This is a genomic window from Micromonospora sp. WMMD882 (assembly GCF_027497255.1).
Lineage (GTDB): Bacteria > Actinomycetota > Actinomycetes > Mycobacteriales > Micromonosporaceae > Micromonospora.
This window is the reverse complement of the sequence record NZ_CP114903.1, coordinates 3,123,248-3,149,168: the sequence shown is the minus strand read 5'-3', so window position 1 is coordinate 3,149,168 and position 25,921 is coordinate 3,123,248. Positions and strand designations below refer to the sequence as shown.

22 protein-coding genes and 1 pseudogene are annotated in these 25,921 nt (G+C 75.4%); 12 read left to right on the top strand and 11 right to left on the bottom strand.

The features are described 5' to 3' along the window. Positions 1-219: 219 nt before the first annotated feature. The 4 genes from O7606_RS12950 to O7606_RS12935 all read right to left on the bottom strand — a co-directional run bounded on the left by O7606_RS12950 (position 220) and on the right by O7606_RS12935 (position 6,213). Positions 220-1,518: an MFS transporter gene (locus O7606_RS12950; protein WP_281599369.1), complete on the bottom strand. Its 1,299-nt coding sequence runs from the start codon at positions 1,516-1,518 to the stop codon at positions 220-222. Positions 1,519-1,582: 64 nt separating this feature from the next. After that, positions 1,583-2,167 (bottom strand): isochorismatase family protein, encoded by a 585-nt coding sequence (locus tag O7606_RS12945; protein ID WP_281599368.1) that lies wholly within the window; start codon positions 2,165-2,167, stop codon positions 1,583-1,585. Between the two features lie 39 nt (positions 2,168-2,206). Further along, positions 2,207-3,493 (bottom strand): nicotinate phosphoribosyltransferase, encoded by a 1,287-nt coding sequence (locus O7606_RS12940; RefSeq protein WP_281599366.1) that lies wholly within the window; start codon positions 3,491-3,493, stop codon positions 2,207-2,209. Between the two features lie 17 nt (positions 3,494-3,510). Then, complete coding sequence (locus tag O7606_RS12935; protein WP_281599365.1) at positions 3,511-6,213, bottom strand: LuxR family transcriptional regulator; 2,703 nt, start codon at positions 6,211-6,213, stop codon at positions 3,511-3,513. A gap of 257 nt (positions 6,214-6,470) precedes the next feature. On the opposite strand from O7606_RS12935, the gene O7606_RS12930 reads away from it, so the two are divergent. The 3 genes from O7606_RS12930 to O7606_RS12920 all read left to right on the top strand — a co-directional run bounded on the left by O7606_RS12930 (position 6,471) and on the right by O7606_RS12920 (position 9,060). Beyond that, on the top strand, positions 6,471-8,180 hold the full coding sequence (locus tag O7606_RS12930) for a hypothetical protein (protein WP_281599364.1): 1,710 nt from the start codon (positions 6,471-6,473) through the stop codon (positions 8,178-8,180). Between the two features lie 92 nt (positions 8,181-8,272). After that, the gene (clpS, locus tag O7606_RS12925) at positions 8,273-8,563 is read left to right on the top strand and encodes an ATP-dependent Clp protease adapter ClpS (protein WP_281599362.1); all 291 of its coding nucleotides are present in this window, start codon (positions 8,273-8,275) and stop codon (positions 8,561-8,563) included. A gap of 2 nt (positions 8,564-8,565) precedes the next feature. Continuing rightward, positions 8,566-9,060, top strand: a complete 495-nt coding sequence (locus O7606_RS12920) for a DUF2017 domain-containing protein (protein WP_281599645.1) — start codon at positions 8,566-8,568, stop codon at positions 9,058-9,060. A gap of 78 nt (positions 9,061-9,138) precedes the next feature. On the opposite strand, the gene O7606_RS12915 is transcribed toward O7606_RS12920, so the two are convergent. After that, on the bottom strand, positions 9,139-9,999 hold the full coding sequence (locus O7606_RS12915) for an aldo/keto reductase (RefSeq protein ID WP_281599361.1): 861 nt from the start codon (positions 9,997-9,999) through the stop codon (positions 9,139-9,141). A 133-nt stretch (positions 10,000-10,132) separates the two neighbouring features. On the opposite strand from O7606_RS12915, the gene O7606_RS12910 reads away from it, so the two are divergent. From O7606_RS12910 to O7606_RS12900, 3 genes are all read left to right on the top strand, one after another. Then, positions 10,133-10,621 (top strand): M67 family metallopeptidase, encoded by a 489-nt coding sequence (locus O7606_RS12910; RefSeq protein WP_281599360.1) that lies wholly within the window; start codon positions 10,133-10,135, stop codon positions 10,619-10,621. A gap of 74 nt (positions 10,622-10,695) precedes the next feature. Continuing rightward, positions 10,696-11,040: a MoaD family protein gene (locus O7606_RS12905; RefSeq protein ID WP_281599359.1), complete on the top strand. Its 345-nt coding sequence runs from the start codon at positions 10,696-10,698 to the stop codon at positions 11,038-11,040. A 10-nt stretch (positions 11,041-11,050) separates the two neighbouring features. Beyond that, positions 11,051-12,016, top strand: coding sequence for a pyridoxal-phosphate dependent enzyme (locus O7606_RS12900; protein WP_281599358.1), 966 nt, complete (start codon positions 11,051-11,053; stop codon positions 12,014-12,016). Between the two features lie 144 nt (positions 12,017-12,160). Here O7606_RS12900 and O7606_RS12895 read toward each other — a convergent pair whose 3' ends face one another. Next, positions 12,161-12,382 (bottom strand): hypothetical protein, encoded by a 222-nt coding sequence (locus O7606_RS12895; protein WP_281599357.1) that lies wholly within the window; start codon positions 12,380-12,382, stop codon positions 12,161-12,163. Between the two features lie 770 nt (positions 12,383-13,152). On the opposite strand from O7606_RS12895, the gene O7606_RS12890 reads away from it, so the two are divergent. The 6 genes and pseudogenes from O7606_RS12890 to O7606_RS12865 form a co-directional block, all read left to right on the top strand. Next, positions 13,153-13,902: an MBL fold metallo-hydrolase gene (locus O7606_RS12890; protein ID WP_281599356.1), complete on the top strand. Its 750-nt coding sequence runs from the start codon at positions 13,153-13,155 to the stop codon at positions 13,900-13,902. Between the two features lie 82 nt (positions 13,903-13,984). Next, on the top strand, positions 13,985-15,127 hold the full coding sequence (locus O7606_RS12885) for a glycosyltransferase family 1 protein (protein ID WP_281599355.1): 1,143 nt from the start codon (positions 13,985-13,987) through the stop codon (positions 15,125-15,127). A gap of 107 nt (positions 15,128-15,234) precedes the next feature. Further along, on the top strand, positions 15,235-16,353 hold the full coding sequence (locus tag O7606_RS12880) for a glycosyltransferase (protein ID WP_348651167.1): 1,119 nt from the start codon (positions 15,235-15,237) through the stop codon (positions 16,351-16,353). 105 nt (positions 16,354-16,458) lie between these two features. After that, positions 16,459-17,184 carry a ribonuclease PH gene (gene rph / locus O7606_RS12875; RefSeq protein ID WP_281599353.1) on the top strand — a complete coding sequence of 242 codons (726 nt, stop codon included), beginning with the start codon at positions 16,459-16,461 and terminating at the stop codon, positions 17,182-17,184. Positions 17,185-17,236: 52 nt separating this feature from the next. Further along, positions 17,237-17,854, top strand: coding sequence for an RdgB/HAM1 family non-canonical purine NTP pyrophosphatase (gene rdgB / locus O7606_RS12870; protein WP_281599352.1), 618 nt, complete (start codon positions 17,237-17,239; stop codon positions 17,852-17,854). A gap of 320 nt (positions 17,855-18,174) precedes the next feature. Then, a pseudogene (locus O7606_RS12865) lies at positions 18,175-18,822 on the top strand (AEC family transporter); the annotation flags it as partial. A 53-nt stretch (positions 18,823-18,875) separates the two neighbouring features. On the opposite strand, the gene hutH reads toward O7606_RS12865, so the two are convergent. From hutH to hutU, 5 genes are read right to left on the bottom strand one after another with little or no spacing between them, the layout of a single operon-like run. Further along, positions 18,876-20,414 (bottom strand): histidine ammonia-lyase, encoded by a 1,539-nt coding sequence (hutH, locus tag O7606_RS12860; RefSeq protein WP_281599349.1) that lies wholly within the window; start codon positions 20,412-20,414, stop codon positions 18,876-18,878. Continuing rightward, positions 20,402-21,601 (bottom strand): imidazolonepropionase, encoded by a 1,200-nt coding sequence (hutI, locus tag O7606_RS12855; RefSeq protein ID WP_281599348.1) that lies wholly within the window; start codon positions 21,599-21,601, stop codon positions 20,402-20,404. Before hutI ends, hutH begins: the two co-directional genes overlap by 13 nt. 58 nt (positions 21,602-21,659) lie before the next feature. Continuing rightward, positions 21,660-23,015 (bottom strand): formimidoylglutamate deiminase, encoded by a 1,356-nt coding sequence (locus O7606_RS12850; protein ID WP_281599643.1) that lies wholly within the window; start codon positions 23,013-23,015, stop codon positions 21,660-21,662. Next, positions 23,012-24,217 carry an allantoate amidohydrolase gene (locus tag O7606_RS12845; protein WP_281599347.1) on the bottom strand — a complete coding sequence of 402 codons (1,206 nt, stop codon included), beginning with the start codon at positions 24,215-24,217 and terminating at the stop codon, positions 23,012-23,014. The genes O7606_RS12850 and O7606_RS12845 overlap by 4 nt, the downstream gene beginning before the upstream one ends. Further along, positions 24,214-25,863, bottom strand: a complete 1,650-nt coding sequence (hutU, locus tag O7606_RS12840; protein WP_281599345.1) for a urocanate hydratase — start codon at positions 25,861-25,863, stop codon at positions 24,214-24,216. Before hutU ends, O7606_RS12845 begins: the two co-directional genes overlap by 4 nt. Positions 25,864-25,921 lie beyond the last annotated feature (58 nt).

Below are 25,921 nucleotides of genomic sequence, written 5' to 3'. Positions count from 1 at the left end.
CGATTCTGGGCCCCGAGACCGTCGGCCCGGTCCGCGCCGGACCGCGGGCGGTCCCAGGGGGCTCGGACCGCCCGGCCGGGCTGCGGGCCGCGTGGGGCTTCAGCCCGGGCGGCCGGCCGTCGGCGCGTCGCCGCCGCCGGTCAGGGGGAGCAGGACGCGGAAGACCGCGCCTGCGGGCGTCGAGGCCACCTGGATGTCCCCGTGGTGCCGGCGGCCGGCTCAGCGGGTGGCGGCGGTCCCGATCCCGGCGGGCTCGTCACCGGACGCCCCGACGGCGGCGGACCCGGTGGTGGTCGGCTCGGCGGCGGGCCCCGTGGCGGTCGACCCGGTGGCGGCCGGTGCGGTGGTGGGCTCGCGGTGGCGCAGGACGGTCGGGAGGACGGCCAGGGCGACCAGCAACCCGATCAGCCCGGTCACCGCGAACCCCCAGGCGGGCGCGGACCGGTCGATGACCGCGCCGGCCAGCGGCGCGCCGACGGCGACGCCCACGGTGATCGCCGAACCGTGCAGGCCCATCGCCTCGCCGCGTACCGCGGCCGGGGTGAGCCGGCTCACCGCGTCGGCGGTCGCCGCCATGGTCGGCGCGCAGAGCATCCCGGCGGGGAACAGGGCCAGACAGACCAGCCACCAGTGCGACCCGGCCAACCCGATCGGCACGGTGCACGCGCCCAGCGCGGCGAGCAGCAGCGCCGGTGACGCCGGGCGGCTCAACGCGCCGTACGCGAACCCGCCGAGCAGCGAGGCGACCGCCCAGACGGTCAGCACGACCCCCGTCCAGCCCACCTCGCCGCCGTCGCGCAGCACCGCCACCACGGCGACGTCGGTGCCACCGAGCACCACCGTGCTGGCGGAGCTGACGGCCAGCACGGCGACCAGCCGGGGGGTCAGCCACTGCCGGCGGGGCACCCGGGCGGGCGGCCCGGCGCGCTCCTCGTCGGCGGTGCGGATCGGCGGGTTCAACGCGAGCAGCGCGAGCCCGGCGACGACGATGCCGCCGCCCACCGCGTAGAGGGTCAGCCGGGGCGAGACGGCGGTGGACAGCGCCACCGCCAGGGCCGGCCCGACCATGAACGACAACTCCACCGACATGGAGTCCAGCGCGTACGCGGGACGTCGGCGGTCCTCGGGTACGAGCGCCGCGATGGACTGCCGGATCACCGAGAAGATCGGCAGGGCGAGCAGCCCGGCGACGAACGCCGCCGGAAGCAGCAGCGGGTACGGCAACTGGGGCGCGGTCGCCCAGAACGCCGCCTCGGCGGACGTGGTCAGCACCAGGACGGGGGTCAGGCCCCGCCGGTCGACCAGCCGCCCCAGCAGCGGCGCGCCGAACGCCGCGCCGACCGTCGCGGCGGCGCCGACCAGACCGGCCGCGCCGTACCCGCGGTCGAGCTCCAGCAGGACGTAGAAGGTGAGCGCCACGCCCGCGGCGGTGTGCGGGACGCGGGCGAGCACCGACACCAGCAGCAGCGGCCGGATGCCGGGTAACGCGAGCGCGGCCCGGTAAGGCTTCAGGTTCATGACGGTCCGTACCTCCGGCGCACATCGTCGTTCCCCGGGGCGGTAACCGCCAACGGAATACCAGCTATGCGGCGTTGATCACAGGGTCGCCGTGCAGGGTCACCCCGGCGCCGTCCATCGCCCGCAGCGCCACGTCGGTGGTGGCCGGGGCGACCGCGGCGGTCAGCTCCAACAGCACGCGGGTGGCGAAACCCTCCCGGGCGGCGTCCAGCGCGGTGGCCCGTACGCAGTGGTCGGTGGCGATGCCGACCAGGTCGACCCGGTCCACCCCGTGCCGGCGCAGCCAGTCGGCCAGGCGCTCACCGTCGGCGGCGTGCCCCTCGAAACCCGAGTACGCGGCGGCGTGCTCGCCCTTGTGGAAGACCGCCTCGATCCGGGAGGTGTCCAGCTCGGGGTGGAACTCCGAGCCGGCGGTGCCCACCACGCAGTGCCGGGGCCAGGAGTCGACGAAGTCCGGCGGGTCACCGAAGTGCGCCCCCGGGTCGACGTGGTAGTCCTTCGTGGCGACCACGTGGTCCCAGCGGTCCGGCTCGGTGGCGAGCAGCCGGGAGATCCCGGCGGCCACCCCGGCCCCGCCCGCCACGGCGAGCGAGCCGCCCTCACAGAAGTCGTTCTGCACGTCGACGATGATCAGCGCGTTCCTGGCCACGGTTGCTCCTTCGGTGTCGGGGAGGGACGGGACGGCCGGTCAGCCCGCCGGGACGACGGTCAGCGGGACGGCCGGGTCGCCGGCGGAGAGCTTGAGCCCCTCCCAGGGAATGGAGATCAGGCACTGCCGCAGGTGCTCCCGCGACTCGGCCAGGGCGGGCGCCGTGACCGGCTCGCCGCCGATGACGTACTCCCGTTGCAGCAGCCGGTCGTGCGGCAGGTGGTCGGGCACGCCCTGCGGGACGACGACCTCCTCGGTGGCGGTGCCGGTCGGCTTGTGCCGGCGGACGGCCACCTTGCGCCCGCCGATGGTGGCCTTCTGCTCGGAACGCTTGACCACCGGCCGCCCCTCCACCTCTACCAGCTTGTAGACCAGCCCGGCGGTGGGGGCGCCGGAGCCGGTCACCACGGCGGTGCCCGCGCCGTACATGTCGACCGGCTCGGCGGCGAGCGCGGCGATGGCGTACTCGTCCAGGTCACCCGAGACGATGATCTTGGTCTCGGTGGCGCCGAGCGAGTCCAGCAGCTCACGGGACTGCTGGGCGATCACCGCCAGGTCACCCGAGTCGATCCGCACCGCGCGCAGCTCCGGGCCGGCCACCGCGATCGCGTTGCGGATGCCCTGGCTGATGTCGTACGTGTCGACCAGCAGCGTGGTGTCCTTGCCCAGCGTCTCCACCTGCGAGGCGAACGCCGTCCGCTCGTCGTCGTGCAGCAGGGTGAACGCGTGCGCCGCGGTGCCCGCCGTCGGGATGCCGTACCGCTGCCCGGCCGCCAGGTTCGAGGTGAACCCGAACCCGGCCAGGTACGCGGCCCGCGCCGCGGCCACCGCCGCCTCCTCGTGGGTACGCCGGGAGCCCATCTCGATCAACGTGCGACCCCGGGCGGCGGTGACCATCCGGGCCGCCGCCGCGGCGATCGCGCAGTCGTGGTTGAGCACCGACAGCACCAGCGTCTCCAGCACCACGCACTCGGCGAAGCTGCCCGAGACGGTGAGGATCGGCGAGCCCGGGAAGAACAGCTCACCCTCGGCGTACCCGTCGATGTCGCCGGTGAAGCGGTAACCGGCCAGCCAGTCGGCGCCCGCGTCGTCCACCACCCCGGTCCGGCGCAGGAAGTCGATCTCGGCCGGGTCGAAGCGGAAGTCGCGGACCAGGTCCACCAGCCGGCCGGTGCCGGCCACCACCCCGTACCGCCGGCCGGTCGGCAGCCGACGGCTGAACACCTCGAAGACGCACCGGCGGTCGGCGGCGCCGTCCCGCAGCGCGGCGCTGACCATCGTCAGCTCGTAGTGGTCGGTCAGCAGCGCGGGGCGAAGGATGCTCACGTCCACCAGCCTAGAGTTCACCGGTCCGGCGTGTCGTCGTGGCCCGGGATGCCGCGCAGCGCCACGCCCAGCTCGGCCCGCCCGGTGACCCCGATCTTGCCGTAGACCCGCTGGAGATGGTTCTCCACCGTACGGGGCGACAGGTAGAGACGTTCGGCGATCCGACGGCTGGCCACGCCGTCGGCGGCGAGGCGGGCGATCTGCCACTCCCGCCCGGTCAGCGCGGGCTGCCCCCACCGCAACGCCGGGGTACGTACCAGGTCGCACCGGCCCAGCAGCTCGGCGAGCCGGTCGTTGGCGGCCGTCGCGCCCGCCGCCCGCCGCCGACGCAACCGGTGCAGCGCCAGGGCCGCCGCCTCCGCCGCGAAGACGTGCAGCTCCCGCGCGGCGAACTCGTCGGCGACCGCCGACAGCTCGGCGGCGGACGCCGCGGCGACCGACCGGGTCGGGTCGTCCACGACGGCCCGGGCGTGCCGGGCCAGCAACGGCGGCAGCGCCCCGTCCACCTGCTCGGTCAGCTCGGTGAGCCGCTGCGCGACCGTCCGTCGGTCGCCGTCGGGGCAGACCGGACCGACCAGGTACCCGGCCTGACCCAGCCGGACCAGATCGTGCAGGACCAGCACCTCGTGCCCGGCCAACCCGTCCTCGCGGAGCCGCTCGGCCAGCTCGCCGAGGTGCTTCGCCGCGCCCGGCAGGTCACCGGTGACCGCCAGCACCGCGGCCCGCGCCTGCTCAAGCCACGGGTACAGCACCGCCATCCCGGGCGCGTGGGCCCGGTCGGCGTCCGCCATCGCCCGGGACGCCTGCCCGGCGTCACCGCGCAACGCCGCCACCTGGGCCCGCTCGGCGTGCGCCAGACCGGCGTAGACCCCACTGGAGGCCAGCGTCGCGCACGCGCCCAGGCTGGCGGTCGCCGCCTCGGCCCCGCGACCCCGCAACCGGGCCGCGTACGACCGGAGGATGTCCAGATAGCCGGTGCCGAGCCGGAAGTCACCGGCGCCGGCGAGGTCGGCGAACTCGGCGGCCACGATCGCGTCGATGCCGGCGACGTCCCCGGCGAGCATCAACCGGGTGCCCCGGGCCAGCTCCAACGCCAGTTGCAGGTACGGCATGTCGGCACGCCACTGGGCGACCTCCGCCTCGACCGCCGTGATCGCCGAGCCGCTGAGCGCCAGCCGGCCCTCGGCGGCCTGCAGGTGGGCCAGGACACACCGGGCCAGCTCCCGGGAGGCCACCGGAGCCGCCGGCCGGTCCAGCACCGCGCAACCGAGCCGACGCGCGGCGGCCAGGTCGAGCCGGTGCAACCGCATGATCGCCTCGAACGCGCGGACCCGGCTCTGATCGGCGACGTCGGTCAGCTCCGCCGCCCGGGCGGCCAGCTCGTCCACGGTGGACAACCGGCGCAGCCCCCAGTAGCTGAGCATGCCCCGCACGGTCAGCCACCGGCTGTGCCGCCCGTCGCCGTCCACCTGGTCGGCGACCGAGTCGAGCACCTCGATCGCCTCGTCCGGCCGGTCGGCGAACATCAGGATGGTGGCGAGCAGCTCGGCGGCGGGGTAACCGCCGCCGGCGTCCAGCGCCGCGCGGGCCAGCCGGGTCGCCAGCGGCACGTCGTACCTGGCGAACGCCTCGCCGGCCGCGCCGAGCAGCAACGCCGGATCCTGGGCGGTGCCGGAGTCGAGCCGCCACACGGCCACCCGCAGCAGGTCGTCCCGACGACGTTTCCCGACCGCCTCGACCAGGCCGGCGAGCTGGGCGCGCAGCCGCCGGGCCCGGCTCACCGGACAGCGCCGGCGCAGCACCTCCCCGTACAACGGATGGCCGAGACGGACCCCGAGCCGCCGGTCGTCGCGGACCACCGAGATCAGGCCGCGCTCCTCGGCGGCCTCCACGTCGGCCGGCGCGCAGGCCCGGAGCAGCAGCTCAAACCCCAGCGGCTCACCGAAGGCGACCAGCTCGACCACCGTACGGACGCCCGCGGTGAGCCGGCCGATCCGGACGTCGATCAGGTCGGTGAGGCTCGGGGCCAGGTCGAGTCGACCGGTCCAGTGCCAGATCCCGTACGTCTCGGTCAGCTCGCCGCTGCCGAGCGCGGCGAGCACCAGCTCCCGCAGCAGCAGCGGATTGCCGGCGGAGAGCCGCCACAGCCGGTCCGCGGAACTGGCGTCGGGCGGGCCGCCGAGAACCGCCGCCAGCAACCCGGCGGTGTCGGCCCGGGCCAGCGGACTCAACTCGGCGTGGTCGACCAGGTCGTCGGTCCAGAGCGCGCGAATCGGCAGGGGCACCCGCTCGCCGTTACGCAGCGTGCCGAGCACGGTGGCGTTCTCGGCCCGGGCGATCAGGTGGACCAGCGCGGCGGACGGCGGGTCCAGCAGGTGCGCGTCGTCCACCGCCAGCACGATCGGCCGTCCGGCGGCCCGCTGACGCAGGGCGTCCACCGCCCAGCGCAGGATGCCGGCCGGCGACAGCCCCGGCGGCTGGTCGGCGGGGAGGATCTGCGCCAGCCCGCCGTACGGCAGCGCCGCGGTGGTCGCGCTGGCCGCGACCGACCAGATCGCGTACCGGTCGGCGGGCAGCGCCGCGACCCCCTCGCGGAGCAGCCGGCTCTTGCCGATGCCCGCCGTCCCGCTGAAGAAGAGCCCCCGACCGGCGCCGCCGGCCACCGCCGTGGCCAGCCGGCCGAGCTCCTCCGACCGGCCGACGAATCCCCACCGACTCATCGAGGCAGCATATCCACCCGGTTCGCTCCGCGTTGCCGTGGTGACGCATCGAAGTTGAGTAGCCGGTCAGTGGCGGATGAGTATGGACGCGGCCGGTCGCCGGGTCGTCGCCCCTCGTAGTCTTCCCGCGGTCGCCCGCCCGGGGCGACGCGAGCCACCGCCGACGCCTGCCCGGCCTCCTGCCGGCCCGACCCGTACCGCCGACCCGTACCGCCGGCCCTCTTGCCGGCCCGACACCGCCAGGAGACCGTTTCACGATGAGGTCGGCCCGCCGTCCGGAGGACGCCCTGCCGGAGGACGCCCTGCCGGGCGAGGACACCGTGCCGGGCGAGGACACCGCGCCCGGCGGCGCGACCGCGGCTGCGCAGGAGCCGTCGGGCGTGGTGGTCACCGGGCCGTCCGGTCCGGCGCGGCGGGAGACGCTGGCGGCCCTGCTCGACGTACGGACCGCTGCGCTGACCGTGCCGGACGGGAGTTATCTGGTGATCCGGCACGCGCGGACGCGTACCCGGGTCGCGTGGGTGCCCGGCTACCGGCAGCCGCACGCCTACGGCACCGACGCGCCCGCGCTGTCCCGGCCGCCGCGCCGGGTCGAGCTCGACCTGCCCGCCCCGCTGCTGCGGCACGCCACGATGGTCGTCGCGCCGGACACCGACTCGCTCGGGACGGCCGGCGTCCGGGTGCTGCTCGACGCCGTCGAACGGGCCGGCGCGCTGCTTTTCGTCGTCCCCGCCGACCGGGCCCTCACCCCCGTCGAGCGGGACCTGCTGGCCGGGGCGGCCCGGGCGGACGCCACGGTGTTCGTCGGGGTGACCCCGGCGTCGGCGGAGCCCTCCGGCCCGTCCGCCGACGCCGTGGCCGCGTTCCGGTCGGCGCTGCTCGCGGCCGTCCCGGAGCTGACCGGAGCCCGGTGGTTCGCGCTACCACCGTCGGGCCCGGCTCCAGCGCCCGGTCCTGACCCGGCCGGTGGTCCTGACCCGGCCGGCGGTCCTGACCCGGCCGGCGGTCCTGACCCGGCCGGCGGTCCTGACCCGGCCGGCGGTCCTGACCCGGCCGGCGGTCCTGACCCGGCCGGCGGTCCTGACCCGGGCGGTCCTGACCCGGCCGGGGGTCACGCGGGCGGTGACGAAACGGGCGGTGGTGACACCGGCGGTGCGGACGGGCTGGCGGCGCTCCGGGGAGCGCTCGTCGGGCGGGCCGCCGTCGGGGCCCGCCGCCGGGACGGTGGCCCGCCGGCCACCACCCCGGGCCACCGGCGGGTGCCGGTGCGGGTCGGCCCCGACACCCGGGAATGGGCCGACCGGCTCGCCCGGCAGGCCCGTGCCCACGCCCGCCGGATCCGTCAGGACGTCGGGCTGGAGCTGGCCGAGGCGCACCTGCGGGTGGTGCAGGAGATCGTCTTCGGGGCCGGCCGCGACGGTCTGCCGGGCGCGCTCGACCGGGAGATGCACGCCCTGTCCCTGGCCGCCACCGGGTGGTGTGACGAGGCGGTACGGCGGATCGTCACCGACGCCTTCACCGACGTCTTCGGCGTCGCGCCGGACGTGCCGGCGTACCGGCGGGTGTGCGCCGCCGTGCGGACCGGGCTGGCCGATCACCGGCCCGGCCGGGGGCTGGCGCGGGTGCTGCTGGTCACCAGCACCGGCGGCGTGGCCGAGCTGGGCGGCGACGGCGCGGTCCGGGCCCTCGACGGCCCTCCCGCCGCGCGCCGGGAGGCCGTCCTGCCGCCGGTGGCGGTGGCCCTCTCCGCCGGGTGTTACCTGCACTGGCGGACGCCGGGCCGGGCGGACGTGGCGGTCTCGCCGGGCGGCGCGGACCAGGACGAGGCCCGGTCGTGGGCGCAGCGCGTGCTGCGCGAGGTCGACCGGGAACTCCAGGCGGAGATCACCCGCCGGATCGAGGCGGTGCGCCTGGCGCTGGAGGGGATCCTGCTAGATGCCGTCGACCACGGCATCCTGCTCGCCTGACCACCACCCGGGCGGGACGGTCGACCGATGATCCGGTTCCACCCGGCGTTCCGGTTCATCGCAATCGGGATTCCGGTGGCACGATGGGTGGCATGGCGGCTCCACAGGTGGCACCGGTCGAGACGCCGGACACCGAAGAGGTGCCGGTCTCGGACCGGCCATGGGTGACGATCGTGTGGGACGATCCGGTCAATTTGATGACGTATGTGACCTGGGTCTTCCAGAAGCTCTTCGGCTACAGCCGGGAGAGGGCCGAGCAGTTGATGCTGGACGTGCACCACAAGGGCCGGGCGGTGGTCTCCACCGGCGCGCGGGAACGGATGGAGCATGACGCGTCGCAACTGCACGCGTACGGCCTGTGGGCGACGGTGGACCGCGCGTGAGCATGTTCCGTCGCCGGGGCGGCCAGTACGTCGCCACCTTCGCCGTGGACGAGGTCCGCGTGCTGCGCAAGGTCGCCTCCGAGGTGGTGGGCCTGCTCACCGACGGCTTCGACCACACCGACCCGGTGGTGGGCCGGCTCTTCCCCGAGGTGTACGCCGACGACGCGGCCAGCTCGGCCGAGTTCCGCCGGTACACCGAGGGCGACCTCAAGACCGCGAAGATCGACCAGGCGGGCGCGATCCTCGCCGCCCTGCCCGACGAGCACGGCGGCGAGGTACGCCTGGACGCGGAGGCGGCCGAGGCGTGGCTGCGGGCGCTCAACGACGCCCGGCTCGCGATGGGCGTACGGCTGGGCGTCCAGGAGGGCACCGACCTCGGCGACGAGTTGGACGAGGCGGTGGCCGTGGACCCCACCTCGACCCGCGTCTTCCAGCTCTCCGTGTACGCCTACCTGGGCTACCTCCAGGAGTCGCTGCTCAACGCGCTCCTCGACTGAAACCGCCCCGTCGACCGGGCCCGCCCGGGGACGCGTACCCGAGGAGCCTGCCCCCGGACCGCGCCCCCGCGCGGCGGGTCAGTCGCCGCTGAGGGTGGCCACCTCCTCGGCGGTGAGGGTCAGGTGGGCGGCGGCCGCGGAGTCGCGGATGGTCTCCGGGCGGCTCGCGCCCGGGATCGGGATCACCACCGGGGCGAGCGCGAGCTGCCAGGCGAGACAGACCTGCTGCGGGCTGACCCCGTGCCGCTCGGCGACCCGGGCGAACGGCGCGAACCGTTCGCCCAGCGAGCCGGCCCGGCCGATGCCGCCGAGCGGCGACCAGGGCAGGAACGCCAACCCCAGCTCGGCGCAGAGGCGCAGCTCCGGCTCGCTGCTGCGGAAGGCGGGGGAGAACTCGTTCTGCACCGAGACCAGGTGCTCGCCGAGGATGTCCCGGGCCAGTCGGATCTGCTCCGGGTCGGCGTTCGAGATGCCGGCCATCCGGATCTTGCCGGCGTCGGCCAGCTCCCGCAGCGCCCCGATCGACTCGGCGTACGGGACGGTCGGGTCGGGCCGGTGGAACTGGTAGAGCCCGATCGCGTCCACCCCGAGCCGCTTCAGCGACGCGTTGCAGGCGGCGCGCAGGTGCTCCGGCGAACCGTCGCGGGCCCACTCCTCGCCGCCGGGACGGGTGTGCCCGCCCTTGGTGGCGACCAGGACGCCCGAGGTGTCCCCGCCGTACCCGGCGAGGGCGCTGGCGATCAGCGACTCGTTGTGCCCGAAGTCGTCCGATCCCAACGAGTACGCGTCGGCGGTGTCGATCAGCGTGACGCCCGCGTCCAGCGCGGCGTGGATGGTCCGGACGGCACGCTCGGTGTCGGGGCGGCCCTGGACCGACAACGGCATGGCGCCGAGCCCGATCGCGCTCACCTCGACCGATCCGATACGGCGGTACTGCATGGTCGACCTCCTCGTGCCGGTTGTCCGGACAGCATCCCCGGTGGGCGGACCGGGGAAACCGAGCCGCGCCCGCGCGCCGATGGTGACGGCTGCCACCTGTGGTCCGGCGCGGACAGGCGGTAGGCTGGTCGGCGTGCTGAGCATCGACCGGTCGATCGTCGACGCGATCGTCGCGCACGCGCGCCGGGACCACCCCGACGAGGCGTGTGGCGTCGTCGCCGGCCCCGCCGGCAGTGACACCCCGACCCGGCACATCCCGATGGAGAACGCCGCCCGCTCGATGACGTTCTACGAGTTCGACTCGATGGAGCACCTGCGGGTCTGGCGCGAGATGGACGACCGCGACGAGGAGCCGCTGGTCATCTACCACTCGCACACCGCGACCGAGGCGTACCCGTCCCGGACGGACATCTCGTTCGCCGGTGAGCCGGGCGCACACTACCTCCTCGTCTCCACCCGCGATCCCGACACGGAGGAGATCCGCTCCTTCCGCATCGTGGACGGCGTGGTGACCGAGGAGCCGGTCCGGGTCGTGGACGCCACCGTCGACCCGCACGCCGTCCAGTCCTACATGTTCGGGCAGAGCCCGGCCACGGTCGACTACGAGTGTTCCGACCGCTGAGCAGCACCTCAGCGCCCGGCGCAGCCGTCCGTCCCGTACGCCACCGCCCCACCCGAACGAGGAGTCACGACACCATGGCCATCGAAGTTCGCATCCCCACCATCCTGCGCGGTCACACCGGCGGCGCGAAGGTCGTCGAGGGGGCCGGGGACACCCTGGCCGACCTGCTCAACGATCTCGACAGCCGGCACGGCGGGCTGCGCGCCCGGCTGGTCACCGAGACCGGCACGCTGCACCGGTTCGTCAACGTCTACGTCAACGACGAGGACGTCCGTTTCCTCGGCGCGCTCGACGCCAAGCTGTCCGACGGCGACACGGTGACGATCCTGCCGGCCGTGGCCGGGGGCGCGCTGGGCTTCGCCGCGCTGGCGGCGATGAGCGGGCACGGCAGCGTCCGCGCCTCCGTCGCCGCCCGCTGAGGCGGCCGCCATGGCGCGGTACGACAGTCTCCTCGACGCCTGCGGCGGGACGCCCCTGATCGGGCTGCCCCGACTGTCGCCGACGGTGCCCGACGGGGCGCCGCCGGTGCGGCTCTGGGCCAAGCTGGAGGACCGCAACCCCACCGGCAGCATCAAGGACCGGACGGCGTTGTTCATGGTCCGGGCGGCGGAACGCTCCGGGCGGCTCCGCCCGGGTGACACCATCCTGGAGCCGACCAGCGGCAACACCGGCATCTCGCTGGCCATGGTGGCGAAGCTGCGCGGCTACCGGCTGGTGTGCGTGATGCCGGAGAACGTCTCCACCGAGCGGGTGCAACTGCTCCGGATGTACGGCGCGGAAATCATCTTCTCGCCGGCCGCCGGCGGTTCCAACCAGGCGGTCGCCACCGCCAAGCAGATCGCCGCCGAGCACCCCGACTGGGTGATGCTCTTCCAGTACGGCAACGAGGCGAACGCCCGGGCGCACTACGAGACGACCGGGCCGGAGCTGCTGCACGACCTGCCCACGATCACCCACTTCGTGGCCGGGCTGGGCACCACCGGCACGCTCATGGGCACCGGGCGCTACCTGCGGGAGAAGGTCGAGGGCATCCAGATCGTCGCGGCCGAGCCGCGCTACGGCGAGCTGGTCTACGGCCTGCGCAACATCGACGAGGGCTACGTTCCGGAGCTCTACGACGCGACGGTGCTCTCCCGGCGCTTCTCGGTGGGCACCCGGGACGCGGTGCTGCGTACCCGGCAACTGGTCGAGGTCGAAGGGATCTTCGCCGGGTTCTCCACCGGCGCGATCCTGCACGCCGCCCTGGCTGTGGCCCACGAGGCGGTCCGGGACGGCCGGCGGGCCGACGTCGCCTTCGTGGTCTGCGACGGCGGCTGGAAGTACCTCTCCACCGGCGCGTACGGCGGCACCCTCGCCGACGCCGAAGAGGCCCTCGAAGGCCAACTCTGGGCCTGACGACCCACCCCGCCCGGGGCCTGTCCTGCCCTCGGCCCGCCCCGGGCCTGTCCTGCCCTCGGCCCGCCCCGACATCCGTGATATCGCGGTGTCGTGGCGGGCCGAGGCCGCGTTAACCCTGATCTGGAGTGGATCAGGGTGGGCTCAGGGCAGGTTGGCGGTGAGGCCGGCGCTCACGGCGACCGCCAGGTTCGCCAGCCCGAGGGCGGTCCACGACAGGGCGGGACGGCGGTGGCCGCCCAACGCGAGCACCCCGAGAGCGATCCCGCCGAGACCCAGCGCGGTGACGGTCGGCTGGTACCACGGCGGCGCCTGCCCGGCGAGCACCAGCACCAGGCCACGCAGGCCGGAGGCGAGGGCCACCACGCCCAGGGCGGTAGCCCAGCCACACGCGACCAGCAGTCGCCGACCGTCACCCGCGAAAGCCGTCGACGCGGCCGACCGGTGTCGTCCTCCCGGCCCCGCCCCGGCCTGTCGTCCCCCCGCCCCGGCGCGTCGTTCCCGCGCCCCGGCCTGTTGTCCCCCCGCCCTGGCCTGTTGTCCCCCCGCCCTGGCGCGTCGTCCCCCTGACCCGGCGGGTCGTTCCGCTGACCCGCCTCCCGCCCCAGCGCGCATTTCCCCCGGCCCGGCTGGTCCACCTGGCCCGGTTGGTCCACCCGGCCCGATTGGTCCACCCGGCCCGGCTGGTCCACCTGGCCCGATTGGTCCACCTGGCCCGGCTGGTCCGTGCAGCGCGGTCCGGTCGTGTGGGCCGGTGTGCGCCGGGCCTGGCCGGGCCCGGTCGTCCGGGGCGGCGCGCGCCGCACCCGGCGGGGTGGGGCCGACGGCGGACCGTTCCCCCGGTGGGCTGGCCGGTGGCTGCTCCGTCTCGATGCGCACGATCCGCCCCGTCCCCGTGGTGACGCCGCCGCCGGCCGGCAGGTCCTCACCGTGTGCAACGGTCCGGCCGGTCGCTCGTGACGGTGGGCGAAGGCGGGACATGGAGGGGTGTCACGTTGGCGACAACTTCCATCAGATCATTCTTGCCGCCGGTCCCTCCGGCGTAGGCTGCGCACCGTGGCGTACGCGTCGGTAGAGATCATCGGCGGGGCGGGTCTCGACGGTTCGACTACCGGCAGTGGCGACGGGGCGACCGCATGAGATTGACCGTGCTGGGCTGTGCGGGCAGCTTTCCCGGCCCCGAGTCCGCCTGTTCCGCGTACCTGGTGGAGGCCGCCGGTTTCCGGCTGCTGCTGGATTTCGGCACCGGCTCGCTCTCCGCCCTCCAGCGGTACGCCGGGCTGCACGCCCCGGACGCGATCGTCCTGTCCCACCTGCACTGCGACCACATTCTCGACGCCGCCTCGTACGTGGTGGTGCGTCGGTACGGCCCGGACGGCCCGTACCCGCCGTTGCCGGTGTACGCCCCGGCCGGCGCCCCCGACCGGTTGCAGGCCGTGTACGGCCACCAGGAGGAAGCCGGCGTCGACGACGTCTACCAGTTCTACGCCCTCGAACCGGGCACCTTCCCGATCGGCCCGTTCACCGTCACCGTCGACCGGGTCAACCACCCCGTCGAGACGTACGGCGTCCGGCTGGAACACGACGGTCGGACGTTGTGCTACTCCTCGGACACCGCCCCCTGCGAGCCACTGCTGCGGCTGGCCCAGGACGCCGACGTGTTCCTCTGCGAGGCCAGCTACCTCGACGGGGTGGACAACCCGCCGGACCTGCACCTGACCGGACGGGAGGCCGGTGAGGCGGCCACCAAGGCCGGCGTGGGCCGGCTGCTCCTCACCCACCTGGTCACCGCCTGGGGCAGTGAGGCGCAGACCGTCGAGGCGGCCGGCGCCGCGTTCGCCGGGCCGCTGGAGGTCGTCCGTCCGGGCTGCCGCTACGAGGTCTGACCCACCGATTCGTGCCGTACTGTTCGTCGGCCGGTCAACGGCCGGTCGACCGGAGCACCGTTGGCAGCCCCACGGTGGGAGCATGCGGATCGCCATCGTGACGGAGTCGTTCCCGCCGGACGTCAACGGCGTGGCGCACTCCGTCGTCCGGGTCGCCGAGCACCTGCTGGCACGGGGGCACGAGCTGCTGGTCGTCGCGCCCGCCCCACCCGGCGGCCGACGTCGGACGGTCGACGACCAGCCGTACCCGGTGGTCCGTATCCCGAGCGTGCCGATGCCCCGCTACCAGAGTTTCCGGCTGGGGCTGCCCGGCAGCCGGCTCGCCGACACCCTGCTGACGTACGCGCCGGACGTGGTGCATCTGGCCAGCCCGTTCGTGCTCGGTGGGCGGGCGGCGACGCTGGCCGCCCGGCACCGGCTGCCGACGGTGGCCGTCTACCAGACCGACGTGGCCTCGTACGCGCGGGAGTACCGGCTCGGATGGGGTGAGGCGGCGGCCTGGCGGCGGATCCGCGAGATCCACAACAGCGCGGGCCGTACCCTCGCGCCGTCCACCCGGGCCGCCGCCGACCTGATCGCCAACGGCGTGGAACGGATCTGGCTGTGGCGGCGCGGCGTCGACGCGGAACGCTTCCAACCGGCCCGGCGGGACCCGGCGATCCGGCGTCGGCTCGCCCCGGACGGGCAGGTCCTGGTCGGCTACGTCGGGCGGCTCGCGTCGGAGAAGCGGATCGAGCTGCTGGCCGAAACCGCCCGGCTGCCCGGGGTACGGGTGGTGGTGGTCGGGGACGGCCCGTCCCGGCGGGAGCTGACCCGCGCCCTGCCCGGGGTGCTGTTTCTCGGCGCCCGGCACGGCGACGAGCTGGCCCGCATCTACGCCAGCCTGGACGTGTTCGCGCACACCGGCCCGTACGAGACCTTCGGGCAGACGGTGCAGGAGGCGTTGGCCAGCGGCGTGCCGGTGGTCGCCCCGGCCGCCGGGGGGCCGGTGGACCTGGTCCAGTCGGGCCGGACCGGACTGCTGGTGCCACCCGGGGACGGCACGGCGCTCGCGGCGGCCGTGGCCGACCTGGCCGCCGACCCGCGACGCCGCCGCGAGTACGGGGAAGCCGGACGGGCGGCGGTGAGCCGACGCAGTTGGGCCGCGATCGGCGACGAGCTGCTCGGCCACTACCGGGCGGTGCGCGCCGCCCCGGCGACCAGCGGGCTGGTGGCGGGCGCGTGAGCGGCGGGACGCGGCGGGCTGGTGCGCGGGAAGACTTCGCCGGCGACGACCGGGCTGGTGGCGGGCGTGTGAACGGGGGCACGTCACCGGTGACGGGTGGGCCGGGACTGCGGGTCGTCCGGCTGGCGAACTTCGTCACCGACCGCTCGGGCGGCCTGCGGACCGCGTTGTGGAACCTGGGGGTCGGCTACCGGGCCGCCGGACACCAGCCGGTGCTGGTGACGCCGGGCGCGCGTGCCGGTGACGAGCTGACCGACGCCGGCCGGATCATCACCCTGCCCGGCCCGCCGCTGCCGCGTTCCGGCGGCTACCGGCTGCTGACCGGTCGCCGTGCGCTGGCCCGCCTGCTGGAGCGGCTGGCCCCGGACCGGCTGGAGGTGTCCGACCGCGCCACCCTGCGGTGGACCGGCGACTGGGCCCGGGCGCACGGCGTCCGGTCGGCGATGGTCTCCCACGAGTGCCTGACCGGCCTGCTCGGGCAGTGGCGGGCGCCCGCCGCCCGGCGGCTCGCCGACCGGCTCAACGGCCGCACCGCCGACACGTACGACCGGATCGTCTGCACCACCCGGTGGGCGGCGGAGGAGTTCCACCGGATCGGCGCGACGAACGTGGACCTGGTGCCGCTCGGCGTGGACCTGGGCGCCTTCCACCCGTCCCGTCACGATCCGGGGCTGCGGGCCCGGCACGTCACCGGGGACGAGGTGCTGTTGGCGCACTGCGGCCGGCTGTCCGTGGAGAAGCGACCGGACCTCAGCGTCGACACGCTCGCCGAGCTGCGGCGCGCGGGCGTGCCGGCGGTGCTGGTGGTGGCCGGTGACGGCCCGCTGCGTCCGGCCCTGGAACGTCGCGCCGCCGGCCTGCCGGTGCGGTTCACCGGGTTCCTGCCCGACCGGTCGGCGGTGGCCGCCCTGCTGGCCAGCGCCGACGTGGCGCTCGCGCCCGGGCCGGTGGAGACCTTCGGGCTGGCCGGGCTGGAAGCGCTGGCCTGCGGCACGCCGGTGGTGTGCCACGCGGCCAGCGCGCTGCCGGAGGTGGTCGGGCCGGCCGGCCTGGCCGCGTACGGGATGCCCGGGGCGCTGGCCGACGCGGTCCGCCGGCTGCTCGACCGACCGGCCGGCGACCGTCGGGCCGCCGCCCGGGCCCGGGCGGAACAGTTCGGGTGGCCCGCCGCCGTCACCGGTTTCCTCCGCGCGCTCGACGCCCCCGCGCCCCGTCCCGTCCCGTAACCGGGCGGTCGTGCTCCGCTGCCGGGCGGCCCTGCCGCGGTCCCACCGTCCACCGGCCGGGAGACCCCGGGCGAGGTCGATCACGCGACCGCATAGAGTGCCTGCATGGCGCGACCTGACGGGCGGCGGCCCGATCAACTCCGACCGGTGACGCTGACCCGGGGCTGGAGCACCCATCCCGAGGGCTCGGTCCTGGTGGAGTTCGGCGGCACCCGGGTGCTCTGCACGGCGAGCGTGACCGAGGGGGTGCCCCGCTGGCGGAAGGGCTCCGGGCTGGGTTGGGTGACCGCCGAGTACGCCATGCTGCCCCGGGCCACCAACACCCGCTCCGACCGGGAGAGCATCCGGGGGAAGGTCGGCGGGCGTACCCACGAGATCTCCCGGCTGATCGGCCGCAGCCTGCGGGCCTGCGTGGACCTCAAGGCGCTCGGCGAGAACTCGATCGTGCTCGACTGCGACGTCCTGCAGGCCGACGGCGGCACCCGCACCGCCTCGATCACCGGCGCGTACGTCGCCCTGTACGACGCGGTGACCTGGCTGGCCGCCCGCAAGTCGCTGACCGCCAAACCGGAGAAGGTCATGCGCCGCTCGGTGGCGGCGGTCAGCGTCGGCGTGATCGCCGGCGAGGCCCGCCTCGACCTGGACTACGCGGAGGACGTCGTCGCCGAGGTCGACATGAACGTCGTCTGCACCGGCGCGGGTGACTTCGTCGAGGTGCAGGGCACCGGCGAGTCCGGCGTCTTCGCCCGGGACCAGCTCGACGCCCTGCTCGACCTGGCCGTGGCGGGCTGCGCGGACCTCGCCGAGGCCCAGCGGTCGGCGCTGGCGTGACCGCAGTCCGTGACGAGGCGTGACCGTAAGCCGTGACGAAAGGCGAAACAGCGTGAACAAGGTCCTGCTCGCGACCCGTAACCAGAAGAAGCTCATCGAGTTGCAGCGGATCCTCGACGGCGCGCTCGGCGCGCACCGGATCGCGCTGCTCGGTCTCGACGACGTCGAGGACTACCCCGAGCTGCCCGAGACGGGCCTCACCTTCGGCGAGAACGCGCTGATCAAGGCGCGGGAGGGTTGCCGGCGGACCACCCTGCCGACCATCGCCGACGACTCCGGTCTCGCCGTGGACGCCCTCAACGGCATGCCCGGGGTGTTCAGCGCCCGCTGGGCCGGGCGGCACGGCGACGACCAGGCCAACCTGCAACTGGTGCTCGACCAGATCGGTGACGTGCCCGACGAGCACCGGGGCGCGGCGTTCGTCTGCACCGTCGCCCTGGTCCTGCCCGGCGGCAAGGAGCACCTGGTCGACGGCCGGCAGCCCGGCCGGCTGCTGCGGGCCCCGCGCGGCGAGGGCGGCTTCGGGTACGACCCGATCTTCCTGGGCGAGGGGCAGACCCGGACGAACGCCGAGTTGACCCCGGCGGAGAAGGACGCGATCAGCCACCGCGGCAAGGCGTTGCGTGACCTGGCCAAGCTGGTCGCCAAGGTGCTGCCGCCGGCCACCTGACCCGGCGGCGGGAACGCCACGCCACCCGGGGAGGAGCGACGTGCCGGGTGTCCTGACCGGATTCGCCGTCATCGTGGCCGTCGTCGCCGTCGGGTGGCTGCTCGGCCGGGGCGGCGTGCTCGGGCCGGAGGCGTCCACCGTGCTGTCCCGGGTGGCGTTCTTCGTGGCCACCCCGGCGCTGCTGTTCGGCACCCTGTCGCGGGCCGACGTGCTCGGGCTGTTCTCGTCCGCCCTGCTGGTCACGGTGGTGAGCGCCGCCGTGGTGGCGGGGACGTTCGTGGCCGTGGCGCGGCTGCGCTGGCGGCCGACCCGCGGCGGAGACCACCGTCGGCGCGCTCGCCTCGTCGTACGTGAACGCGGCGAACATCGGCATCCCGATCGCGGTGTACGTCCTCGGGGACGCCTCGATCGTCGCGCCGGTGATCCTGTTCCAGCTCCTGGTGATGACGCCGCTGGCCTTCACCGTCCTGGAGACGGCCGGTGGCGGGCCGCGCCGTTCCCTGGCCCGGGTGGTCGTCCGGCCGCTGACCAACCCGGTCACCGTCGCCTGCGCGCTCGGGGTGACCTGCGCGCTGACCGGCTGGCTGCCACCCGGGCCGGTGTTGCGGCCGGTCGAACTCGTGGCGCCGATGGCCGTCCCGACCGCCCTGCTCGCGTACGGGTTGTCGCTGGCCGGCGCGCCCAGGCCCGCCAGCGGCGTGACCGGACCCGACGTCCGGCTCGCCGTGGTCCTGAAAGCGGTGGTCCAGCCGCTGGTGGCGTACCTGGTCGCCCGGTACGCGTTGGGCCTGCCGCAGCCGGCGGTGCTGGCCGGCACGGTCACCGCCGCCCTGCCCACCGCGCAGAACGTCTTCGTCTACGCGGCCCGCTACGACCGGGGGGTCGTGCTGGCCCGGGACGCGGTGCTGCTGTCCACGGCCGTGGCGGCGCCGGTGCTCGTCGGCGTGGCGCTGCTCGCCGCCCCCTGACAGCGCGGGCCGTCCCGACCCGTGGACTCCGCCTCCCGGGCGGGCGGCGGCGCTCAGGCGAGCGGGCCGAGCTCGCGTTCGATCGCGGCGCGCAGCCCCGGCCCGCGGACCACGTCGCGGGCGGCTTCCAGCACCGGGGCGAGGAACACGTCCGGGCCGGGCTCCCCGGCCGCCCCGCCCAGCGCGGCGATCGCGGCCCGACCGGCCGGGGACGGGGTCAGCGGGGCGCGCAGTTGCAGTCCGCGTACCGCGGCGAGCAGCTCCACGGCGAGCAGGCTGGTCAGGTTGTCCAGCACCGTGCGCAGCTTCTTCGTCGCCGCCCAGCCCATCGACACGTGGTCCTCCTGCATGCCGCTGGTCGGCAGGGAGTCCACCGAGGCGGGCGCGGCCAGCCGGCGGTTCTCCGCGACGATCCCGGCCGCCGTGTACTGGGCGATCATCAACCCGGAGTTCACCCCGGCGTCGGGAGAGAGGAACGCCGGCAGGTCCCGGGACCGGGTCACGTCGAGCAGCCGGTCCACCCGGCGTTCGGCGATCGCGCCGACCTCGGACGCGGCGATGGCCAGGAAGTCGGCGGCGAAGCCGAGCGGCGCGCCGTGGAAGTTGCCTGTCGACTCGACCCTCCCGTCCGGCAGCACCACCGGGTTGTCCACCACGGACACCAGCTCCCGGGCGGCCACCTGCTCGACGAAGGCCAGGGTGTCCCGGGCCGCGCCGGCCACCTGCGGCGCGCAGCGCATCGAGTAGGCGTCCTGCACCGCGTGCGCCAGGTCGTCGCGGTGCGAGTCCATCACCGTCGAGCCCTGGAGCAGCCGGTGGATGTTCGCCGCCGAGGCGGCCTGCCCGGGGTGCGGCCGGATCGCGTGCAGCTCCGGCAGGAACGGTCGTTCCGAGCCGAGCATCGCCTCGATCGCCAGCGCGGCGGTCACGTCCGCCATGGTGAACAGGTGCGCGGCGTCGTGGGCGGCGAGCAGCAGCATGCCGAGCATGCCGTCGGTGCCGTTGATCAACGCCAGTCCCTCCTTGGCGGCCAGCCCGACCGGGGCCAGCCCGGCGGCGCGCAGCGCGTCGGCGGCCGGCGCCCGCGCGCCGTCCGGGCCGAGCGTCCAGCCCTCGCCGAGCAGCGCCAGCGCGCAGTGCGCCAGCGGCGCCAGGTCACCGGAGGCGCCGAGCGAGCCGTGCTCCGGCACCCACGGCGTGACGTCGTAATTGAGCAGGTCGACCAGGGCCTGCGCGAGCAGCGGGCGCACCCCGGACCGGCCGAGGGCGAGCGAGCGTACCCGCAGCAGCATCATCGCCCGGACCACCTCGCGGGGCATCGGCGCGCCGATGCCGGCGGCGTGCGAGCGGATCAGCGCGTGCTGGAGCTCGGCCCGGCGCTCCGGCGCGACGAACGTGGACGCCAGCGCCCCGAACCCGGTGGACACCCCGTAGACGGGCCGGCCCGCGGCCTCGATGCCGTCCACGATCGTCCGGCTGGCGGCCATCGTCGCCACCGTCGCCGGGTCGAGGACGACCCGGGCCGGGCCGCGGGCGACCGCCAGCACGTCGGCGGCGGAGATTCCGGTGGGTCGGACGGTCACGGTCGACATGTCGGCACTCCGTTGTGCAGGACCTGGCGGATCAGCGGCACCCCCGGCCGGTAGGCCAGGTGCAGGTGGGACGGGGCGTCGAGGATGGTCAGGTCGGCGCGCGCCCCGACCCGCAGCACCCCGACGTCGGTACGGCGCAACGCCCGCGCGCCACCGGCGGTCGCGGCCCACACCGCCTCCGCCGGGGTCATCCCCATCTCGCGTACGGCGAGCGCCACGCAGAACGGCATCGACGACGTGTACGACGAGCCGGGGTTGCAGTCGGTGGCCAGCGCCACGGTCACGCCCGCGTCGAGCAGCCGCCGCGCGTCCGGGTACGGCGACCGGGTGGAGAACTCCACCCCGGGCAGCAGGGTGGCCACCGTGCCGGTGCCGGTTTCCGGGGTCCCGGTCGAGGCGAGCGCCTCGACGTCGGCGTCGTCGAGGTGGGTGCAGTGGTCAACGCTGGCCGCCCCCAACTCCACCCCGAGCTGCACCCCGGGCCCCGGCCCGAGCTGGTTGGCGTGCACCCGTACGCCCAGCCCGAGCGCCTGACCGCAGGCCAGGATGGCCCGCGCGTGGTCCACGTCGAACGCGCCCCGCTCGCAGAACACGTCGATCCACTTCGCGTACGGGGCGGCGGCGCGCAGCATCGGCCCGCAGACCAGGCCGACGTAGTCGTCGGGCCGGTCGGCGTACTCGGTCGGCACGACGTGCGCGCCGAGGAAGGTGGTCTCCCCGGTCACCTCGGCGGCGATCCGCAGCGAGCGGGCCTCGTCGGCGACAGTGAGGCCGTACCCGCTCTTGATCTCGATGGTGGTGGTGCCCTGGCGCAGCGCCTCCGCGCGGAGCCGGCGCACGGTGGCGCGCAGCGTGTCGTCGGAGGCGGCCCGGGTCGCGCCGACAGTGGTCCGGATGCCGCCCCCGGTGTACGGCTGACCGGCCATCCGGGCGGCGAACTCGGCGGCCCGGTCCCCGGCGAAGACCAGGTGCGCGTGGCTGTCCACGAAACCGGGCAGCGCCGCCGCCCCGTCGACGTCGATCCGGCGGGCGGCGGCCGGCGCGATCGCGGCGGGCCCGATCCAGGCGATCCGGTCCTCCTCGACCAGCACCGCCGCCCGCCGGCGGATGCCCAACGGGCCGCCCTCGCCGCTGCCGGCCACGTTCGTGACCAGCTCCCCGATGTTGTCCACCAGCAGACTGTTCACGCGGGGCCGCCTTTCGTTCGCGACTGCGGGGCTCGCAGGACCGGCTCACTCCTCGCGCTCACCGGTGCAGCACCGCCTCGATCGTTTCGGCGAGGGCGGTCGGCACGTCGACGTCGACGTGCCGACCGTCGCGGACCACCACCCGGCCGTCCACCACCACCTGCGTGACATCGGCCGCGCCGGCCGCGAAGAACACCCCCACCGGCGGTACGCCGGCCGTCCGGGGACTGTCCAGCCGTACGGTGACCAGGTCGGCGCGCGCCCCGGGGGCGAGCCGGCCGGCGTCGTCCCAGCCCAGCGCGGCGTGCCCGGCCACGGTCGCCGCGTCCCGCAGCTCGACCGGCGGGAAGTGGCCACGTCGGCGGGTGCGCAGCCGCTCGTCCAGCTCCACCGCGCGGGCCTCCTCGAACAGGTCGACCACCGCGTGACTGTCGCTGCCGAGGCTGAGCGGGCTGCCCGCGTCGGCGATCCGACGGGCCGGGCCGATCCCGTCGGCGAGGTCCCGTTCGGTGGTGGGGCAGAGGCACACCCCGGCGCCACTGGCGCCGAGCAGACCCACGTCGGCGCTGGTCAGGTGGGTGGCGTGCACCGCCGTGACGGTCGGCCCGAGCACCCCGCGCTCGGCCAGCAACCCGGCCGGCGTCCGCCCGTACGCGGCCCGGCAGGCGTCGTTCTCGGCCGGCTGCTCGGACAGGTGCACGTGCAGCGGGGCGTCGTGCCGGCGGGCCCACCCGGCGACCGTGCCGAGCTGGTCGGCCGGGACCGCCCGCACCGAGTGCACGGCCGCGCCGACCCGGACGTGCCCGCCGGCCGGCCGGAACCCGTCGACCCGCTCGGCCCAGCGGTCCGCGTCCCCGTCACCGAAGCGGCGCTGCGCCCCGACCAGCGGCGCGCCGTCCACCCCCGCCGTCAGGTAGCAGGCGTCCAGCAGGGTGATCCGGACGCCGGCCTGCGCGGCGGCCTCGACAAGCGCCGCGCCCATCGCGTTCGGGTCGGCGTACCGGCCGCCGTCCGGGCGGTGGTGCAAATAGTGGAACTCGCCGACGACCGTCACCCCGGCCAGCGCCAGCTCCGCGTAGACCGCCCGGGCCAACGCCAGGTACGTGTCCGGGTCGAGCCGGTCGGCCACCGCGTACATGGCGTCCCGCCAGCTCCAGAAGTCACCCCGACCGGCGTGGGTGCGCCCGCGCAACGCCCGGTGGAAGGCGTGCGAGTGGGCGTTCGCCAGGCCGGGCAGGGTCAGCCCGGGCAGCCGTACCGCGTCGGCGAGCACCTCGACCCCGGCGGTGGGCGGCCGGCGGCCGGTCAGCGGGGTGACCGCGGTGATCCGACCGCCGTCGGTCTCGATCAGCACGTCCGGGGTGGGCTCGGGGCGGTCGGGCAGCCAGGCGTGCTCGGCCAGCCAGCGGGTCACCGGCACGTCAGCTCCTCCAGCACCCGGGCCAGGGCGGTCACCCCGGCGGCGCAGTCGTCGTCGCCGGCGGACTCGGCGGGGGAGTGCGACACCCCGGTCGGGTTGCGCACGAACAGCATCGCCGTCGGCAGCGCCCCGGCCAGCACCCCGGCGTCGTGCCCGGCGGCGGTGGGCAGGGTCGGCGCGTCCAGCAGCGCCGCCAACCGGCGACCCAGCTCCGCGTCGAAACCGACGAGCGGGGTGGTCGACTCCTCGGTCACGGTGACCTCGGTGCCGTCCCGGCGGGCCCGCTCGGTGGCCTTGCCGCGTACCGCCTCGACCAGCTCGGCGAGCGGGCCCGGCTCGGCGGCGCGGGCGTCCAGCCAGCCGGTCACCCGGGACGGGACCGCGTTCGTCGCGTTCGGCTCGACCAGGATCCGCCCGACGGTGGCGTGCGCGCCCCGCAGCCGGGCCTCCTTGTTCGCGGCGAGGACGGTGAACGCCCAGGTCAGCATCGGGTCGCGGCGGTCGGCCATCCGGGTGGTGCCGGCGTGGTTGCCCTCGCCTGTCACGTTGAACCGCCAGCGGCCGTGCGGCCAGATCGCGGTGGCCACCCCGACCGGCGCGTCCCGGTCGACCAGCGCCCGCCCCTGCTCCACGTGCAGCTCCACGAACGCCGAGCACCCGGCGAGCAGCTCCGGCCGGGCGCCCGCCGGGCGGTCACCGAGCGCCTCGGCGAAGCTCACCCCGTCGGCGTCGCGCAGCCCGGCCGCCCGCTGGACCGGGATCGCCCCGGTGAGCAGCCGCGACCCCAGACACGGCACACCGAACCGGGCCCCCTCCTCCTCCACGAACGCGGCCACCACGACCGGTCGGGCCGGGGTGACCCCGGCGGCGCGCAGCTCGTCCACGGCGAGCAGGGCGCTGACGACGCCCAGCGGCCCGTCGTACGCCCCGCCGTGCGGCACCGAGTCGAAGTGGCTGCCGGTGAGCACCGCCCCGGGGGCGTCCGGGTCGCCCCAGCGGGCGAAGAGGTTGCCGTTGCCGTCGTCGGTGACCGGCATGCCCCGCCGGTCCGCCTGCGCCCGGAACCACTCCCGCAGCCGGCGCTCCGGCTCGGTCAGCGCGTACCGCAGGTAGCCGCCGGTGCGCGCGTCCCGCCCGATCGGCGCGATCTCGTCCCACAACTCGCGGAACCGGTCCGCCACCACGGCGCTGCTCACTCCTCGGCCATCGGGGTGCGGACGCCGGCGCGGTCGGCGACCGCACGGGCCTGCGGGTAGCCGGCGTCCACGTGCCGGATCACGCCCATCGCCGGGTCGTTGGTGAGCACCCGCTCGATCTTCTGCCCGGCCAGCGGGGTGCCGTCGGCGACGCAGACCTGCCCGGCGTGCAGGGACCGGCCGATGCCCACCCCGCCGCCGTGGTGGATGGACACCCAGGACGCCCCGCTGGCCGTGTTGACGAGCGCGTTCAGCAGCGGCCAGTCGGCCACCGCGTCCGAGCCGTCGGCCATCGCCTCGGTCTCCCGGTACGGGCTGGCGACGCTGCCGCAGTCCAGGTGGTCCCGGCCGATCACCACCGGCGCGGACAGCTCACCGGAGGCGACCATGTCGTTGAACCGCACCCCGGCGCGGTCCCGCTCGCCGTAGCCGAGCCAGCAGATCCGGGCCGGCAGGCCCTGGAAGGCGACCCGCTCGCCGGCCAGCCGGATCCACCGGGCCAGCGACTCGTTCTCCGGGAACAGGTCCAGGATCGCCCGGTCGGTGGCGGCGATGTCGGCCGGGTCGCCGGAGAGCGCCGCCCACCGGAACGGCCCCTTCCCCTCGCAGAACAACGGCCGGATGTACGCCGGCACGAAACCGGGGAAGTCGAACGCCCGCCCGTACCCGCCGAGCTGCGCCTCGCCGCGGATCGAGTTGCCATAGTCGAAGACCTCCGCGCCGGCGTCGAGGAAGCCCACCATCGCCTCGACGTGCTTGGCCATCGACGCCCGGGCCCGCTCGGTGTACTCGGCCGGCTTCGCGGCGGCGTACTCCCGGGCGTCGGCCGGGTCCACCCCCTCCGGCAGGTACGACAGCGGATCGTGCGCGCTGGTCTGGTCGGTGACGATGTCGATCGGCGCGCCCCGGCGCAGCAGGTCCGGGACGATCGTGGCCGCGTTGCCGACCACCCCCACGGAGAGCGGCAGCCGGTCCCGCTTGGAGATCACCGTCCAGGTCAGCGCCTCGTCCAGCGAGTCGGCGACGATGTCCAGGTAGCCGTCGCGGACCCGGCGCTCCAGCCGGGACCGGTCCACGTCCAGCACCAGGCAGACGCCGCCGTTCATGGTGACCGCGAGGGGCTGCGCGCCGCCCATGCCGCCGCAGCCGGCGGTCAGCGTCAACGTGCCGGCCAGGCTGCCGCCGAAGCGCTTGGCGGCGACCGCGGCGAACGTCTCGTAGGTGCCCTGGAGGATGCCCTGCGTGCCGATGTAGATCCACGAGCCGGCGGTCATCTGCCCGTACATGGTCAGGCCGAGCTGCTCCAGGCGGCGGAACTCCGGCCAGGTGGCCCAGTCGCCGACCAGGTTCGAGTTGGCCAGCAGCACCCGGGGCGCCCACTCGTGGGTGCGCAGCACCCCCACCGGGCGGCCGGACTGCACCAGCATCGTCTCGTCGTCGCGCAGCTCGGTCAGCGTCCGCACCAGCGCGTGGTACGACGGCCAGTCCCGGGCGGCCTTCCCGGTGCCGCCGTAGACCACCAGGTCCTCGGGACGCTCGGCGACCTCCGGGTCGAGGTTGTTCATCAGCATCCGCAGGGCGGCCTCCTGCGGCCACCCCCGGGCGGTACGGTCGACGCCGCGCGCGGCGCGGACGGGCTGGTCCATGTCGGATCCCCTCTCACCCGTGGAACAACGGTCGGTGTCGCCGCGCCCCGGGCGACGA